Below are 16,221 nucleotides of genomic sequence, written 5' to 3' on the forward strand. Positions count from 1 at the left end.
AATGTCACATTGATATTTATGCAATAACCTGACTTGAAGTATGTGAACCAGTTCTTAGTTTGAGCTTTCCGACGGACGGTCGTTGTGCTTGTAATCATTCGATGTGGCACCACGTTAATGACGTGTTTCTGGACATGCTGTCCGAGGGAAATTCTTACCATGCGTTTTCACCTGTTCAAGGCCCTGCCGTTCGCCTTAGCCGCCAGTTTCGTGCAGGCACAAACACTCCCCGAAGCCATGCAGAAAGCACTGGATGTGCATCCGGAAATACAAGCCGGGGTAAACAGCCGTCTAGCCGCTGACTATCAACTCAAAGCGGCCAAGGGTGGCTATTTGCCGCGCGTCGATATGCTCGCTGGCTACGGCCGTGAAGGCACGGATAACCCTAGTACTCGTGCGGGTACTGGCAGTAATCACTGGGAAACCTTGAACCGCGGAGAGTCAAGTTTACGTCTCCAGCAGATGGTTTTTGACGGTTTTGCCACCTCCAGCGAAGTGGGGCGTCAACAAGCCACCGTCAACTCTCGGGCTTATTCCCTGCTGGGCACTTCCGAGCGCACCGCGCTGACCGTGGCCCAGGTGTACCTGGATGTGTTGACCCGTCGTCAGTTTGTGCAGTTGGCAGAAGACAATCTGCGTAATCACGAACGCATCTACGACCAGATCAAACTGCGCACCCAGCGTGGCGTAGGCAGTGGTGCCGACCTTGACCAGGCCGAAGCGCGCATGGCCCAGGCCCGCAACAATCTGATCACCGAGCAGACCAACCTGGCCGATGCCCAGACCAACTACCTGAGTGCTGTGGGAGAGATGCCGGATCAATTGGAGCGACCAGCCAGTTTTATGGCGCTGCTGCCGGCCAACCTCGATGAAGCCCGACGCCAGATGCTGGAAAACAGCCCGATCCTGCGCTCCGCCGAGTCTGATATCGTCGCTGCCGAGAAGCAGTACGACGCCGCCAAGTCGGCTTTCTACCCGCGTTTCGATGCTGAGCTGGGTCGCACCGCCGATAACGACCTCGACGGTCAGAACGGCCATAACAATGAATGGCAGGCCATGCTGCGCATGCGCTTCAACCTGTTCGCCGGCGGCAGCAACAAGGCCGACCTGGAATCCAAGGCCTACCAGTCGAACCAGGCCCTGGATATTCGCAACAACGCCCTGCGGGTTCTGAACGAAGAACTGGGCCTGGCCTGGAACGCCCAGAACAACGCCAACGCCCAGGTGCCGATCGCCCAGCAATATGTCGACCGCAGCACTGCGGTGCGCACCGCTTACCAGAAACAGTTCAGCCTGGGCGAACGTACTCTGCTGGACTTGCTCGACAGTGAAAACGAACTGTTCACCGCTTCCCGGCGTTTGGCCGAGATCCAGAACATTCAGTTATTTACTCAGTATCGAATCAAGGCGACCATGGGCGAGTTGCTCAAGAGCCAGGGAGTGGTCGCACCTATGGCTTCGGTCGTGCAGAACGATGCGAAGCCCAAGGTCCAGCTGCCTGGGATGAATTGAGCTACTTTCATCCTATTGCCAGCCAAGAGTGTCCAGCGTGGAATCAGAAGTCAGTCGTGTGCAACTCAGTCATGATCCGCGCGGCATGCATGACGATCCCTTGCTGGATGGGTTGCTGACCCTTTGCTTCCTGCATCAGAAACCTGCCAGTGCGGCCATGCTGACCACGGGTCTGCCATTGCCGTCACAGCGTTTGAGCGCCGAGCTGCTGCCCCGTGCGGCGGCTCGGGCCGGGCTGCAGGGGCGGGTGTTACGCCGCAAGCTCGAACAGATTCCAACCATCGCGATGCCCGCCCTGCTATTGCTCAAGGACGGCCGCAGCGCCGTGCTCCTGGGCTGGCAGGGCGAGGACCAGGCGCGGCTGCTGCTCAGCGAAAGCGATGGCGGTGAAGTCTGCGTCAATCGCCAATTGCTGGCCGACGACTACAGCGGCCAGGTGTTCTTTGCCCAGCCCCAGCACAAGTTCGATGTCAATCACGGGTCGCTGATTCCCCGGGCCCGCTCCTGGTTCCGCGACACCCTCAAGCGTTCGCGCTGGCTGTATGCCGACGCCATCGCCGCGAGCCTGCTGATCAACATCATTGCCATGGCCGCGCCGCTGTTCGTGATGAACGTCTACGACCGGGTGGTGCCCAACCAGGCCACCTCGACCCTGTGGGTGCTGTCCATTGGCATCATGGGCGCCTACATCTTCGACCTGATCCTCAAGAGTCTGCGCAGCCTGTGCCTGGACCTGGCGGGGAAAAAGACCGACCTGATCATTTCCGCCACGCTGTTCGAGCGCATCGTCGGCATGGCCATGAAGTACCGCCCGGCTCGGGTCGGCAGCTTCGCCCAGAACATCCATGAGTTTCAGAGCCTGCGGGACTTTCTCGCGTCCCTGACCCTCACCAGCCTCATCGACCTGCCGTTTACCCTGCTGATCTTCCTGGTGATCGCCATCCTTGGTGGGCACCTGGTGTGGATCCCGGTGCTGGCGTTCCCCATTGCCCTGGGTATCGGCTACGCCTTGCAGAAGCCCCTGGTGGCGACCATGGAGAAAACCATGGCCCTGGGTGCCGAGCGCCAGTCGAGCCTGATCGAAACCCTGGCCGGGCTGGATGCGGTCAAGGTCAATAACGCCGAAAGCGAGCGTCAGTATCAATGGGAGCAGACCATCGGCACCCTCAGCCGCCTGGAACTGCGGGTGAAGATGCTCTCCAGCCTGGCGATGAACATCACCTTGCTGATCCAGCAACTGGCCGGGGTGGTCATGATCGTCTTCGGCGTGTACCAGATCATCGACGGCAACCTCAGCATGGGCGGGCTGATCGCTTGCTACATGCTCAGCGGCCGGGCCTTGAGCCCACTGGCCTCGCTGTCCGGTTTGCTGACTCGCTACCAGCAGGCCCGCGTCACCATGACCTCGGTGGACCAGATGATGGAACTGCCCCAGGAGCGCAATTTCGACGAGCGCCCTCTGAGTCGCAGCGTGCTGCAGGGCGCCATCGAATGCCGGCAACTGAACTTCACCTACCCGGGTCAGCAGAATCCGGCGCTGAAGAACATCAACCTGGTGATCAAGCCGGGCGAGAAGGTCGGCATCATCGGCCGCAGTGGCTCGGGCAAAAGCTCCCTGGCCAAGCTGCTGGTGGGGCTCTATCAGCCGGACTCCGGTGCCTTGCTGGTGGACGGTGTGGACATCCGCCAGATCGATGTCAGCGAATTGCGCCACAACATTGGCTACGTGCCCCAGGACATCCAGCTGCTGGCCGGCACCCTGCGGGACAACCTGACCTCCGGTGCCCGCTACGTCGAAGACGAGCTGGTGCTGCAAGCCGCCGAACTGGCAGGGGTTCACGAATTCGCCCGGCTGCACCCGCAAGGCTATGAACTGCAGGTGGGCGAACGCGGACAGAACCTCTCCGGTGGCCAGCGACAGAACGTCGCCCTGGCTCGTGCCCTGTTGCTCAACCCGCAGATCCTATTGCTCGACGAGCCCACTAGTGCCATGGACAACACCGGTGAAGAACGCTTGAAACAGCGCCTGGAAGCAGTGGTGCAGAACAAGACCGTGGTCCTGGTCACTCACCGGGCGTCGCTGTTGTCGCTGGTGGACCGGCTGTTGGTGGTGGACCGTGGACAGATCCTGGCCGATGGCCCGAAAGCGGTAGTGATGGAAGCGTTGAAGAAGGGGCAGATCAGTGTTGCTTAAGTCGGGATTCAAGGACTCGATCCGCCGCTATTTCAAAGGCACCGATTCTCTCCAGGGGCAGCCGTTGCCCGAGGTCAACAAGGCCCTGATCGAAGATGCGCCACGGGTCATTCGCCTGACCATCTGGGGCATCATCGCGTTTTTCCTGTTCCTGGTGCTGTGGGCCAACTTCGCGGTCATCGACGAAGTGACCAAAGGCGAGGGCAAGGCCATTCCTTCGTCCAAGGTGCAGAAGATCCAGAACCTGGAAGGCGGGATCGTCTCCGAGCTGTACGTCAAGGAAGGCCAGGTGGTGGAGGCCGGCGCGCCGCTGATCCGCCTGGATGACACGCGCTTCCAGTCCAACGTCGGCGAGACCGAGACCGTGCGCCTGTCCATGTTGCTGCGGGTGGAGCGCCTGAGCGCCGAGGTCGATGACCGTGCGTTGAATTTCCCGGAGCAAGCGCTCAAGGACGCACCGGGCCAGGCCGCCAGCGAAAAATCCCTGTACGAGAGCCGCCGTCAGCAGCTGCATGACGAAATCGGCGGCCTCCAGGAACAGCTGATCCAGAAACAGCAGGAACTGCGGGAGTTTACTTCCAAGCAGGCTCAGTACCGTCAGCAACTGGGCTTGCAACGCCAGGAAATTGCCATGTCCGAGCCCCTGGTGGCCCAGGGCGCGGTATCGCCGGTGGAAGTGCTGCGGCTCAAGCGTGCCGAAGTGGAAACCCGTGGCCAGTTGGACGCCACCACCCTGGCGATTCCCCGTGCCGAATCGGCGATCAAGGAAGTGCAGCGCAAGATTGATGAAACCCGCGGCAAGTTCCGCAGCGAGGCCCTGACCCAGCTCAATGAGGCGCGCACCGAACTGAACAAGGCCAGCGCCACCGGCAAGGCACTGGAAGACCGGGTCAGCCGGACCCTGGTCACCTCGCCGGTGCGCGGCATCGTCAAGCAACTGATGGTCAACACCATTGGCGGCGTGATCCAGCCGGGCAGCGACATGGTGGAAATCGTGCCCCTGGACGACACCCTGTTGGTGGAGGCCAAGATCCGTCCCCAGGACATTGCCTTCCTGCACCCGGGCCAGGAAGCGGTGGTCAAGTTCAGCGCCTATGACTACACCATCTATGGCGGCCTCAAGGCCCGTCTGGAACAGATCGGCGCCGACACCATCACCGACGAAGACAAGAAAACCACCTACTACATGATCAAGCTGCGCACCGACCGCAGCCACCTGGGCACCGATGACAAGCCGCTGCTGATCATTCCCGGGATGGTCGCCTCGGTGGACATCATCACCGGCAAGAAGAGCATCCTCAGCTATCTGCTCAAGCCGATCATCCGCGCCCGCGCCGAAGCCCTGCACGAACGCTGATCCGTGTAAAAAGCGACCTTGCCAGCCTTGTAGGAGCTGGCTTACCAGCGAAGGGGCCCGTGAGAGCGCCTTCGCCGGCAAGCCGGCTCCTACAGTTCGTCTCATCGAGCCGTCGACAGCGCAGCGTCCCCAGGTATCGCACCGCCCGAATCAACATATCGTTATTCGCTAACGGTATTTAAATTCGCTTTCTTATATCTATAAAGTTGACTCCCTGCGTACCTGCCGACCAATCGGCGCGCCGCACGAAATGAACCCACACGGGATCTCCGTGAGTTTCTGATCGACGCGCGCGCCCTGGGCGCGCCTGCGCGGGAGTTTCAGTCATGTCTGCATCAGCCAGTGCCGCGCCCATCGCCGCACAAGCCTTCGAAATCCGTCCCTTCAGTGGCGCCGTGGGCGCCGAGATCATCGGCCTGGATCTGTCCCGGCCGGTCAACGATGGGGACTTCGCCCGCATCCACCGCGCCCACCTGGATCACCATGTGGTGGTGTTCCGTGACCAGCGCATCAGCCCGGAACAGCAGATCGCCTTCAGCCGCCGTTTCGGCGTGCTGCAGATCCATGTGCTCAAGCAGTTCCTGCTGGCCGGGCACCCGGAAATCCTCATCGTTTCCAACATCATCGAGAACGGTCAGTCCATCGGCCTGGGTGACGCCGGCAAGTTCTGGCACTCGGACCTCTCTTACAAGGAACTGCCCAGCCTGGGCTCGATGCTGCATGCCCAGGAGTTACCGGCCGAAGGTGGCGACACCCTGTTCGCCGACATGCACAAAGCCTGGGACAACCTGCCCGAGGCCCTGCGCAAGGCGGTCGAGGGCCGCAGCGCCGCCCACTCCTACACGGCCCGCTACAGCGAGACCAAGTTCGAGGGCAACTGGCGCCCGACCTTGACCCCGGAACAACTGGCCCAGGTCGTCGAGGTGGTGCACCCCATCGTCCGTACCCACCCGGAAAACGGCCGCAAGGCGCTGTTCGTCAGCGAGGGTTTCACCACCCGCATCGTTGGCCTGCCGGAAGACGAAAGCGCCCAATTGCTGGCCGAGTTGTATGCCCACAGCGTGCTGCCGGAAAACATCTACCGCCATCAATGGCAGCCCCACGATCTGGTGTTCTGGGACAACCGCTCGCTGATCCACCTGGCCGCCGGTTGCCCGAGCCATCTGCGCCGCAAGCTGTATCGCACCACCATCCAGGGCGACGCCCCTTACTGATCGCCAGGCACGGCAGGAGAATCATCATGTCTTTATCCATTCCCTTCATTCCCCGCCTCGGCAAACTGGCCACGGCCATCGGCCTGGGTTTCAGCCTGCTGGCCGGCAGCCTGGTCGCCCCTACAGCGGCCCATGCCGAAGGCGAGATCCGCATCGCTGAACAGTTCGGCATCGTCTATTTGCTGCTCAACGTAGTGCGCGACCAGAACCTGATCGAGAAGCACGGCAAGGAAGAGGGCATCGACATCAAGGTCGACTGGACCCAACTGTCCGGCGGCGCAGCGGTCAACGACGCGTTGCTGTCGGGCTCCATTGACATTGCCGGAGCCGGCGTCGGCCCGCTGTTGACCATCTGGGATCGCACCCACGGCCGGCAGAACGTCAAGGCCGTGGCGTCCCTGGGCAACTTCCCCTACTACCTGGTGAGCAACAACCCCAAGGTCAAGACCATCGCCGACTTCACCGAAAAGGACCGCATCGCGGTGCCGGCGGTGGGCGTCTCGGTGCAGTCGCGCTTCCTGCAATACGCTGCAGCCAAGCAATGGGGCGACCAGGAATTCAATCGCCTGGATAAGTACACCATCGCCGTGCCGCACCCGGACGCCACCGCCGCGCTGATTGCCGGCGGCACCGAGCTGACCGGGCACTTCTCCAACCCGCCGTTCCAGGATCAGGCCCTGGAGAACCCCAACGTGCATGTGGTGCTCAATACCTACGACCTGCTGGGCCCGAACTCGCCAACGGTGCTGTTCGCCACCGAGAAATTCCGCAACGACAACCCGAAAACCTACAAGGCCTTCGTCGAAGCCCTGGCTGAAGCTGCCGAGTTCGCCCAGAACGACAAAGGCGCGGCCGCCGACACTTACATCCGCGTGACCAAGGCCAAGATCGACCGCGCCACGCTGCTGAAGATCATCGACAACCCGCAGTTCGAATTCAGCGTGACGCCGAAAAACACCTACCCGCTGGCGGAGTTCCTGTACCGGGTCGGCGCCATCAAGAACAAGCCGGAATCGTGGAAGGACTACTTCTTCCAGGACGCCAAGCCGCTGCAAGGGAGCTGATGGCCATGAACGCCCCTTTGCCAGGCCACACGGCCAGCAACCCCACCGCCACCGCCGAAACGCTGTTGGCGGTGGATCAAGTCAGCCTGGAGTACCGCACCCCGCAGCGCGTGGTACGGGCCACCCACCAGGTGAGTTTCGAGGTTGATCCGGCCGATCGTTTTGTCCTGCTGGGGCCTTCGGGCTGCGGCAAGTCGACCCTGCTCAAGGCGGTGGCCGGGTTCATCCAGCCTTGCGAGGGCGAGATTCGCCTGCAGGGTCGGCGAGTCAGTCAGCCTGGGCCGGATCGCATCGTGGTGTTCCAGGAGTTCGACCAACTGCCGCCCTGGAAAACCGTGAAGCAGAACGTGATGTTTCCGCTGCTGGCGTCGAAAACCCTCGGCCGTCGCGAAGCCGAAGAGCGCGCCCTGCACTACCTGGCCAAGGTCGGCCTGGCGGCTTTCGCCGATGCCTATCCGCACACCCTGTCCGGTGGCATGAAGGCCCGGGTGGCGATTGCCCGCGCCCTGGCCATGCAGCCGAAGATCCTGCTGATGGACGAGCCCTTCGCGGCCCTCGACGCCCTGACCCGGCGCAAGATGCAGGAGGAGTTGCTGCTGCTCTGGGAGGAGGTGCGCTTCACCTTGCTGTTCGTTACCCACTCCATTGAAGAGGCGCTGGTGGTGGGCAATCGCATCCTCCTGCTGTCGCCGCATCCGGGGCGGGTGCGGGCGCAAGTCCACAGCCACCAGTACGACCTGCAAAGCCTTGGCGGCGTGGCGTTCCAGCAGACGGCACAGCGCATTCATCGCTTGTTGTTCGATGAAGGCCAGGGGCCTGAAACCGAAACCGAGCTGGATTTCGCCGATATCCGTATCGCCTATTGAGCCGTCAGGCTGTCGTTGAACGAGGAACGCCCGATGAGCCAGTCATCCCCTGTGCGCGAAGAATACGAAGTAGTCCTGCAACCCTTGCTGCAAGTCCCGCTGGAACGAGAGCTGCCCCTGGGCCAGCGACTCTGGCAACAGGGCTGGCTGCGCAAGGGCCTGATCCTGATCCTCCTGGCAGTGCTCTGGGAAGCCGTGGCCCGCTACCAGAACAATGACCTGTTGCTGCCCAGCTTTGTGCAGACCGCCGGCGCCTTGTACCAGGGCCTGATCAGTGGTGAACTGCTGGGCAAGGTGGGCATTTCCCTGGTGGTGCTGCTCAAGGGCTACCTGATCGGTATTGTCCTGGCGTTCGCCCTGACCACCCTGGCGGTCTCGACCCAGTTCGGCCGTGACCTGCTGAGCACCCTGACCTCGATGTTCAACCCGCTGCCGGCCATTGCCCTGTTGCCCCTGGCGCTGCTGTGGTTCGGCCTGGGACAGAACAGCCTGATTTTCGTGCTGGTGCATTCGGTGCTCTGGGCCTTGGCCCTGAATACCTACGCCGGGTTTCTCGGGGTTTCCGAAACCCTGCGCATGGCCGGGCGCAACTATGGCCTCAAGGGCCTGCGACTGGTGCTGTTCATCCTGATCCCGGCGGCGCTGCCGTCGATTCTCGCCGGGCTGAAGATCGGCTGGGCCTTCGCCTGGCGCACCTTGATCGCTGCTGAGTTGGTGTTCGGCGCCACCAGCGGCAAGGGCGGCCTGGGCTGGTACATCTTCCAGAACCGCAACGAGCTGTACACCGACAAGGTGTTTGCCGGCTTGGCGGTGGTGATCCTCATCGGCCTGCTGGTGGAGAACCTGATCTTCGACACCCTGGAGCGCGTCACGGTGAAACGCTGGGGCATGCAGCGCTGAATGGCCCCGCCACCGGAACCACCCCCGACCGTAGGAGCTGGCTTGCCAGCGAAGGCGGCCTCAAGGGCGATGCAAGGTTCGAAGACCCCATTCGCCGGCAAGCCAGCTCCTACGCGGGTAGTGGGTTCACGGGTATGGATTGATCTCCCTCATTTCCCTCGGCACCAAGCCTGCTAGCATTGCGTCCGGATCATCCCTGATCAGTCATGAGTGCTCAGTATGCAACTCCCGGATATGAACCTTCTGGTCGCCCTCGATGCCCTGCTGGACGAGGGCAGTGTGGTCGGCGCCGCGCGGCGCATGAACCTCAGCCCGGCGGCCATGAGCCGTACCCTGACGCGGATTCGCGAAGCCCTGGGTGACCCGGTGCTGGTGCGGGCCGGACGTGGCCTGGTGCCCACCCCCAAGGCTCTGGAGCTGCGTAGTCAGGTGCGTGATCTGGTGGAGCAGGCCGCGCTGTTGTTCCGTTCGGCGGATCAGGTGGACCTGCTTTCGTTGCGACGGCGCTTCAATGTGCGCGCCAACGATTTTTTCGTCGGTGTCTATGGCGGTCGCCTCATCGATACCCTGGAGCGTCAGGCGCCGTTGTGCGAACTGCGCTTCGTGCCGGAAGGCGATGGCGATGACGAGGCCCTGCGGGAGGGGCGGATCGACCTGCGGATCAGCAACACCCGGCCCCTGACCCCGGAAGTGAAGGTGCAGAATCTGTTCACTACCGCCTTTGTCGGCCTGGTGCGCGAAGACCATCCACTGTTGGACGAGGACATCACCGCCGAGCGTTTTGCCGCGTTTCCCCATATCAGCATGTCTCGCCGGGGCATCGCCCGTGGCCCTATCGATGCGGCGCTGGCGGAGCAGGGCCTGGAGCGTCGGGTGTCGCTGATTGCCCCGAGCTTCCACGCCGCGATGTTCATGCTGCCGGATTCGGACCTGATCCTGCCGGTGCCTCAGGAAACCCTGCTCAGCGTCTCGCGCCTGGGCCTGCGTCTGCGCTCCTTCGTCCTGCCGATTTCTCTGCCGACCCTGGTCCTGACCCAGGCCTGGCACCCGCGCTACGACAAGGACCCGGCGCACAAATGGTTTCGCGAAACCCTGCGCAGCTCCTGCCAGGCCACCTGGCAAGAAGCCCAGCCGACCTCTTCGTAGGAGCCGGCTTGCCGGCGAAAGCGGTCTTGAGGGCCTCTTCGCTGGCAAGCCAGCTCCTACGATTAACAGGGGATGATCGTTGCGTTTGGTGCATTTATAAACTGTCGATAAGTCAGTTTTCGTCAGCACTGGCTGTTCATAAACTGCTCTGGTTTTCTTGTCTGGAGCAGTATTTCCATGAGTTCCCTTGCTGTCGCTGCGCCTGCTTCGGTTGAAGCCGCCAGCAAGCCGGCAGCCATTGCACCACCGATCTTCGGGCCGCGAATCATCATCGGTCTGGTCGGTGTGTTGTTGGCGGTGCTGGTCTCCGGTCTCAACGAGATGGTGACCAAGATCGCCCTGGCGGATATCCGCGGTGCGTTGTTCATCGGATTCGACGAAGGCACCTGGCTGGTGGCGTGCTACACCGCCACCTCGGTGGCGGCCATGGCCTTCGCGCCCTGGTGCTCGGTGACCTTTTCCCTGCGGCGTTTCACCCTGTGTGCCATTGGCCTGTTCACCCTGCTGGGGGTGCTGTGCCCCTTCGCCCCGAACTACCAGAGCCTGTTGCTGCTGCGCACGCTGCAAGGCCTGGCCGGAGGCGCGCTGCCGCCGATGCTGATGACCGTCGCCCTGCGGTTCCTGCCGGCCAACGTCAAGCTCTACGGCCTGGCCGGCTATGCCCTGACAGCCACCTTCGGCCCCAGCCTGGGTACGCCCCTGGCGGCACTGTGGACCGAGTACGTGGGCTGGCGCTGGGCCTTCTGGCAGGTGGTGGCGCCCTGTCTGCTGGCCATGGCGGCGGTGGCTTACGGCCTGCCCCAGGACCCGTTGCGTCTGGAGCGTTTCAAGCAGTTCAACTGGCGTGGGCTGCTGTTGGGCTTCCCGGCGATCTGCATGCTGGTGATCGGCATCCTCCAGGGCAATCGCCTGGACTGGTTCGAGTCGCCGCTGATCAGTGTGCTGCTGGTCGGCGGGCTGGTGTTGCTGGTGCTGTTCATGATCAACGAATGGTCGCAGCCGATTCCCTTCTTCAAGCTGCAGATGCTCGGCATCCGCAACCTGTCCTTCGCCCTGTTGACCCTGGCCGGGGTGCTGGTGGTACTGACCGCGGTGATCATCATCCCATCGGCGTACCTGGCTCAGGTCCAGGGCTATCGCCCGTTGCAGACCGCCCCGGTGATGCTGGTGATGGCCCTGCCGCAACTGCTGGCCCTGCCTCTGGTGGCGGCCCTGTGCAACCTGCGTTGGGTCGACTGCCGCTGGGTGCTGGGGATCGGCCTGGGCATGCTGGTGCTGTCTTGCCTGGGGGGCACGCACCTGACCTCGGCCTGGATTCGTGACGATTTCTATGTGCTGCAACTGCTGCAGATCTTCGGCCAGCCGATGGCGGTGCTGCCGTTGCTGATGCTCTCCACCGGCAGCATCACTCCGCTGGAAGGGCCCTTCGCTTCGGCCTGGTTCAACACCGTGAAAGGCCTGGCGGCGGTGATCGCCACCGGGGTGCTGGATGTGCTCACCACTCACCGGTTGCATTTCCACTCGACGATGCTGGTGGACAGCCTGGGCAACTCCCCCCTGGTGGATGACCGGGTAGCCGGGCTGGCCCAGCGCCTGCACCAGCAAGCCGTGGTGCTGACCTCCGCCGATCTCTATTTCTGCATGGCAGGGGTGGCCGCTGCGCTGATCCTGCTGATTTTCTGGCTGCCGACGCGGATCTATCCACCGCGGGCGCCCACTTGAACGAGAAGGTTTTTATGACGATCCAGAGCAAAGACAAAATCGCCGTCGCTGTGGCGACGGTAGCGGCCCTTGGCGTGCTGGCTTATCTGGTGGCGCCGGGTCTGTTTGGCCGCTCCAGCGAGCAAAGCACCAACGACGCCTTCATCGCCGCCGACTACACCCTGGTGGCGCCACGCGTGGCCGGGTTCATCAAGGAAGTGCTGGTGGAGGACAACCAGCAGGTCAAGGCCGGGCAACTGCTGGCGCTGATCGATGACCGTGACCTGCGGGCCGCGGCGCAGGCGGCGGATGCCGAAACCCTGGTGGCCCAGGCCCAGTTGCAGAACGCCCGGGCCACCCTGGACCGGCAGAGTTCGGTGATTGCCCAGGCCCAGGCGGCACTGGGGGCGGCTCGCGCCGAAATGGCCTTTGCCGAGCACGAGCTCAATCGCTACAACCACCTGGCAGGGGTCGGCGCCGGCACCGTGCAGAACGCCCAGCAGGCCAAGACCCGCATCGACCAGGCCAGCGCCCGGCTGGCCACGGCCACTGCGGCCCTGGCAGCGGAGCGCAAGCAGGTGGAGATCCTCACTGCCCAGCGCGACGCGGCCGAAGGCGGCTTGAAGCGGGCCCAGGCCGCCCTGGAAATGGCCAGCTACGAGCTGTCGTATACGCGCATCGTCGCCCCAGTGGATGGCATGGTCGGCGAACGTGCGGTACGGGTCGGCGCCTATGTCACTCCCGGCAGCAAGATCCTCGCCGTGGTGCCCCTGCAGCAGGCCTATGTGCTGGCCAACTTCCAGGAAACCCAGCTCACCGCCATGCACGCCGGGCAGACGGTCGAAGTGCGCGTCGACAGCCTGGGCGGCGAGACCCTGCACGGCCGCGTCGAGAGTCTGGCCCCGGCCACCGGCGTGACGTTCGCGGCGGTGAAACCGGACAACGCCACCGGCAACTTCACCAAGGTGGTGCAGCGCATTCCGGTGAAGATTCTCCTGGACCCCAATCAGCCCATGGCCGAGCGCCTGCGGGTCGGCATGTCGGTGGAAGCCAGCGTGGATACCCACAGCTCTGCCACCAGTGCACGTGAGGTGACCCAGCGATGAGTATCGAACGCAGCTGGCACAGACGCTTCCCGCTGGGTAGCGCAGCTACCGCGGAAGCGATTGATGCGGTGGCCCAGGGCTTCAGTGAAAGCCGCTTTGCGAGTGCTGCGCACTCGAACGGGAGCAAGCTCCCTCGCCACGGGGGCAGGGCACTGCTGGTGCTTGGCTTGCTGGCGCTGGGCGCCTGCAGCGTCGGCCCGGATTTCCAGCGGCCCCAGGCGACCCAGGTCCAGGCCTGGTCGACACCTGCACAGGCCGCCGCCAGCCAGGCGGTGGACAGCGCCATGCAGGAGCGCTGGTGGGAGGTGTTCAATGATCCGCAACTGTCGGCCCTGAGTCGCCGGGCCCTGAGCGACAACCTCGATCTGCAACTGGCCAGCAGCCGCTTGCAACAGAGCCGGGCGGCGCGCCAGGTGATCACCGCCGAGCGCTACCCGAGCACCTCTGCCAATGGCGGCTACGGGCGCAAGCGCAACAGCGCCGAAGGCTTGAACGACCCGTCGGGGAACAACGGCAGGTCCGCCTTCAATCTCTGGGAAGCCGGCTTCTCGGCTTCCTGGGAACTGGATTTCTGGGGCCGGGTCCGGCGTGAAACCGAAGCAGCCGACGCCACCCTGGAAGTGGCGGAGAACGATCGGCGTGGCGTGCTGTTGTCGGTGCTGGCGGAAACCGCCCAGGACTATATCCAACTGCGTGGCGTGCAGAGCACCCGGGCCGTTACCGAGCAGAACCTCGACGTCGCGCGTCACAGTCTGAAGCTCTCGCAACTGCGCCTGGCCGATGGCGTGGCCACTGACCTGGATGTGGCCGAAGCGGCGGCCCAGGTCGCTACCATCGAGGCCCGGCTGCCGGAGTTGCAGCAGCGCCAGGCGCAGTTGATCAATGCCCTGAGCCTGCTGCTGGGCGAGCCGCCCCAGGCCCTGCACCAGGAGTTGGCCAGTGACGCGCCGGTGCCCCAACCCCCGAGCCAAGTGGCCATCGGCCTGCCGTCGCAGTTGGCCGAACGCCGCCCCGATATCCGTCAGGCCGAGGCCCGGCTGCATGCGGCGACGGCCAGCATTGGCGTAGCCAAGGGGGATTTCTATCCGCGCATTACCTTGTCCGGCAACTTCGGCTCCCAGGCCATGCAATTGGCAGACTTCGGTTCCTGGAGCTCCCGGCAGTTCGGCATCGGCCCGCAGTTCAGCCTGCCGCTGTTCGACGGTGGTCGTTTGCGCGGCATGCTCCAGTTGCGCGAGGCCCAGCAGCAGGAAGCAGCCCTGGCCTATCAGCAGACCGTGCTGCGGGCCTGGCACGAAATCGACGACCAGTTGACTCGCTACAACGCCAGCCAGTTGCGCCGCGACAGCCTGGCCGAAGCGGTGCGGCAAAATCAGATCGCCTTGCGCACCGCGCAGCAGCAATACGTCGAAGGGGTGGTGGATTTCGTCAACGTCCTGACCGTGCAGGGCGCCTTGCTGGCCACCCAGGAGCAACTGGTGGAAAGCTCGGCCGGGGTGTCCCTGTCCATGGTCGGTTTGTACAAGGCGCTGGGGGGAGGCTGGGAGTCGGTGTATCCGCTGCACGCCGCCAGCCCGGTGCGCTGAAAGCCTTTTTGCCTGGATTGAGAAAAAAGTGTAATGATAATTGCTCTCAATCATGTGTGCAGTTTCATTCATGGAAGCAACCACTGACGGTAACGCCCAGCTCCATCGCCTGTATCGAGATCATCACGGCTGGCTGCAGAGTTGGTTGCGCAAGCGCCTGGGCGATCGCGAGCATGCGGCGGATGTGGCGCAGGACACTTTCCTGCGCCTGTTGCTGTCGGGGCGCTTTCCCGGGCACCAGGAAAGCCGCAGTTACCTGGCGCAGATCGCGCGCAACCTGGTGATCGACCAGTGGCGCCGGTTGCGCATCGAGCGCGCTTACCTGGAAAGCATCGCCCACCTGCCGGAACCCCAGACGCCCTCCCTGGAAAGCCGCGCACTGATCCTCGAAACCCTGATGCAGATCGATGCCATGCTCGATCGCATGCCGGACAAGGTGCGCCAGGCCTTTCTCATGTCGCAGTTCGAAGGGTTGGGGTATGCGCAGATTGCCGAGCGCCTGGAGGTCTCCGTGAGTTCGGTGCAGAAGTACATGATCCGTGCAATCCAGGCTTGCTATCAGGTGCTTTACGAAGAATGAAGGTCCATCAGGCACCCATTGCTCCCGCCATCGTCGAGCAGGCCAGTGAATGGCTGATGCTGCATTGGGGCGGTGAGCTCGATGCGCAGCAGCGCGAGGCGTTCGTGGCCTGGCAGCAGGCTGATTCCGAACACCGTCGGGCCTGGCAGCGCTTGCAGCAACTGCAGCAGACCCTGGGCGGGGTGCCGGAGCACAGTGCCCATGTGCTGCTGGCCCAGGCCCCGGACCCGCAACGACGTGCGGCGCTGAAACTGTTGGGCTTGCTGTTGGTGGCCGGGGGCAGCGGTTATCTGGTCCAGGACAGCCAGCCTTGGCGGGCGGCCTTTGCTGGGCAGCGTACGGCCACCGGGGAAATTCGCCACCTGACCCTGAGCGACGGCAGTCGCCTGGACCTCAACAGCGCCAGCGCCGTCGACCTGCTGTTCAGTGCCAGTGAGCGGCGCATCCGCTTGATCCAGGGCGAGATCCTGCTCACCAGCGGGCATGATTCCTCGCGGCCGCTGATCGTCGAAACCGCCGCCGGAGATATCCAGGCCCTGGGCACGCGCTTTGCCGTGCGCGAGCTGGACGGCGGCACTCGGGTCGATCTTTACGAAGGTGCGCTGCGGGTCAGCCCCCGGCATGCCCAGGCTGTGCAACTCAATGCCGGCGAGCGCCTGTGGTTCAGCGCCGGACGGGTTTCGGCGCGGCAAGTGGCTGAAGTCAATGCCAGCAGTTGGAGCCAGGGCCGACTGATTGCCGAACGCCAGCCCCTGGGGCAGTTCGTCACCGAGCTGGCGCGCTATCGCCCGGGGCTGTTGCGTTGTGACGAGCAGGTGGCCGGCCTGTTGCTCACCGGGGTCTTTCCCCTGGCGGACAGCGACGCGGTACTCGCGGCCCTGGAACGTTCGCTGCCGGTGCGAGCGCACGCGGTGACCCGTTACTGGGTGACCCTCAAGCCGCGGAGCTGATTGCAAAAAAAAATTCTGCGCGATTGTCGATTCTGCCGAGCTGTC

At 63.4% G+C, this 16,221-nt stretch carries 13 protein-coding genes; all 13 read left to right on the top strand.

The genetic code is table 11. The features are described from left to right. Positions 1–159 precede the first annotated feature (159 nt). The 13 genes from ACSSVC_RS04415 (at position 160) to ACSSVC_RS04475 (ending at position 16,176) form a co-directional block, all read left to right on the top strand. Positions 160–1,512, top strand: coding sequence for a TolC family outer membrane protein (locus ACSSVC_RS04415; RefSeq protein WP_346634007.1), 1,353 nt, complete (start codon positions 160–162; stop codon positions 1,510–1,512). A 37-nt stretch (positions 1,513–1,549) separates the two neighbouring features. Then, positions 1,550–3,706: a type I secretion system permease/ATPase gene (locus ACSSVC_RS04420; protein ID WP_404938003.1), complete on the top strand. Its 2,157-nt coding sequence runs from the start codon at positions 1,550–1,552 to the stop codon at positions 3,704–3,706. Continuing rightward, on the top strand, positions 3,696–5,063 hold the full coding sequence (locus ACSSVC_RS04425) for an HlyD family type I secretion periplasmic adaptor subunit (RefSeq protein ID WP_346634009.1): 1,368 nt from the start codon (positions 3,696–3,698) through the stop codon (positions 5,061–5,063). The genes ACSSVC_RS04420 and ACSSVC_RS04425 overlap by 11 nt, the downstream gene beginning before the upstream one ends. 326 nt (positions 5,064–5,389) lie before the next feature. Beyond that, on the top strand, positions 5,390–6,277 hold the full coding sequence (locus tag ACSSVC_RS04430) for a TauD/TfdA dioxygenase family protein (protein WP_492612015.1): 888 nt from the start codon (positions 5,390–5,392) through the stop codon (positions 6,275–6,277). 26 nt (positions 6,278–6,303) lie between these two features. Beyond that, a complete protein-coding gene (locus ACSSVC_RS04435) occupies positions 6,304–7,341 on the top strand; it encodes an ABC transporter substrate-binding protein (protein ID WP_492612016.1) in 1,038 nt (345 codons plus the stop codon). A gap of 5 nt (positions 7,342–7,346) precedes the next feature. Then, a complete protein-coding gene (locus ACSSVC_RS04440; RefSeq protein ID WP_346634011.1) occupies positions 7,347–8,207 on the top strand; it encodes an ABC transporter ATP-binding protein in 861 nt (286 codons plus the stop codon). Positions 8,208–8,240: 33 nt separating this feature from the next. After that, on the top strand, positions 8,241–9,107 hold the full coding sequence (locus tag ACSSVC_RS04445; protein ID WP_346634012.1) for an ABC transporter permease: 867 nt from the start codon (positions 8,241–8,243) through the stop codon (positions 9,105–9,107). Between the two features lie 219 nt (positions 9,108–9,326). After that, positions 9,327–10,253 carry a LysR family transcriptional regulator gene (locus ACSSVC_RS04450; RefSeq protein WP_346634013.1) on the top strand — a complete coding sequence of 309 codons (927 nt, stop codon included), beginning with the start codon at positions 9,327–9,329 and terminating at the stop codon, positions 10,251–10,253. 177 nt (positions 10,254–10,430) lie between these two features. Next, on the top strand, positions 10,431–11,975 hold the full coding sequence (locus tag ACSSVC_RS04455) for an MFS transporter (RefSeq protein WP_446439594.1): 1,545 nt from the start codon (positions 10,431–10,433) through the stop codon (positions 11,973–11,975). 14 nt (positions 11,976–11,989) lie between these two features. Then, the gene (locus ACSSVC_RS04460; RefSeq protein WP_404938007.1) at positions 11,990–13,060 is read left to right on the top strand and encodes an HlyD family secretion protein; all 1,071 of its coding nucleotides are present in this window, start codon (positions 11,990–11,992) and stop codon (positions 13,058–13,060) included. Continuing rightward, positions 13,057–14,646: an efflux transporter outer membrane subunit gene (locus ACSSVC_RS04465; protein WP_446439593.1), complete on the top strand. Its 1,590-nt coding sequence runs from the start codon at positions 13,057–13,059 to the stop codon at positions 14,644–14,646. Before ACSSVC_RS04460 ends, ACSSVC_RS04465 begins: the two co-directional genes overlap by 4 nt. Before the next feature lie 70 nt (positions 14,647–14,716). Next, positions 14,717–15,226, top strand: a complete 510-nt coding sequence (locus ACSSVC_RS04470; protein WP_346634016.1) for a sigma-70 family RNA polymerase sigma factor — start codon at positions 14,717–14,719, stop codon at positions 15,224–15,226. Next, on the top strand, positions 15,223–16,176 hold the full coding sequence (locus ACSSVC_RS04475; protein WP_404938009.1) for a FecR domain-containing protein: 954 nt from the start codon (positions 15,223–15,225) through the stop codon (positions 16,174–16,176). The genes ACSSVC_RS04470 and ACSSVC_RS04475 overlap by 4 nt, the downstream gene beginning before the upstream one ends. Positions 16,177–16,221 lie beyond the last annotated feature (45 nt).

The sequence above is a fragment of the Pseudomonas sp. E1BtOHC1 genome, from assembly GCF_058744285.1.

Coding starts and splice junctions, on each gene's coding strand:
- ACSSVC_RS04445 (WP_346634012.1), top strand. CDS start 8,241: ATGAGCCAGTCATCCCCTGTGCGCGAAGAATACGAAGTAGTCCTGCAA.
- ACSSVC_RS04430 (WP_492612015.1), top strand. CDS start 5,390: ATGTCTGCATCAGCCAGTGCCGCGCCCATCGCCGCACAAGCCTTCGAA.
- ACSSVC_RS04465 (WP_446439593.1), top strand. CDS start 13,057: ATGAGTATCGAACGCAGCTGGCACAGACGCTTCCCGCTGGGTAGCGCA.
- ACSSVC_RS04415 (WP_346634007.1), top strand. CDS start 160: ATGCGTTTTCACCTGTTCAAGGCCCTGCCGTTCGCCTTAGCCGCCAGT.
- ACSSVC_RS04470 (WP_346634016.1), top strand. CDS start 14,717: ATGGAAGCAACCACTGACGGTAACGCCCAGCTCCATCGCCTGTATCGA.
- ACSSVC_RS04475 (WP_404938009.1), top strand. CDS start 15,223: ATGAAGGTCCATCAGGCACCCATTGCTCCCGCCATCGTCGAGCAGGCC.
- ACSSVC_RS04440 (WP_346634011.1), top strand. CDS start 7,347: ATGAACGCCCCTTTGCCAGGCCACACGGCCAGCAACCCCACCGCCACC.
- ACSSVC_RS04460 (WP_404938007.1), top strand. CDS start 11,990: ATGACGATCCAGAGCAAAGACAAAATCGCCGTCGCTGTGGCGACGGTA.
- ACSSVC_RS04450 (WP_346634013.1), top strand. CDS start 9,327: ATGCAACTCCCGGATATGAACCTTCTGGTCGCCCTCGATGCCCTGCTG.
- ACSSVC_RS04455 (WP_446439594.1), top strand. CDS start 10,431: ATGAGTTCCCTTGCTGTCGCTGCGCCTGCTTCGGTTGAAGCCGCCAGC.
- ACSSVC_RS04435 (WP_492612016.1), top strand. CDS start 6,304: ATGTCTTTATCCATTCCCTTCATTCCCCGCCTCGGCAAACTGGCCACG.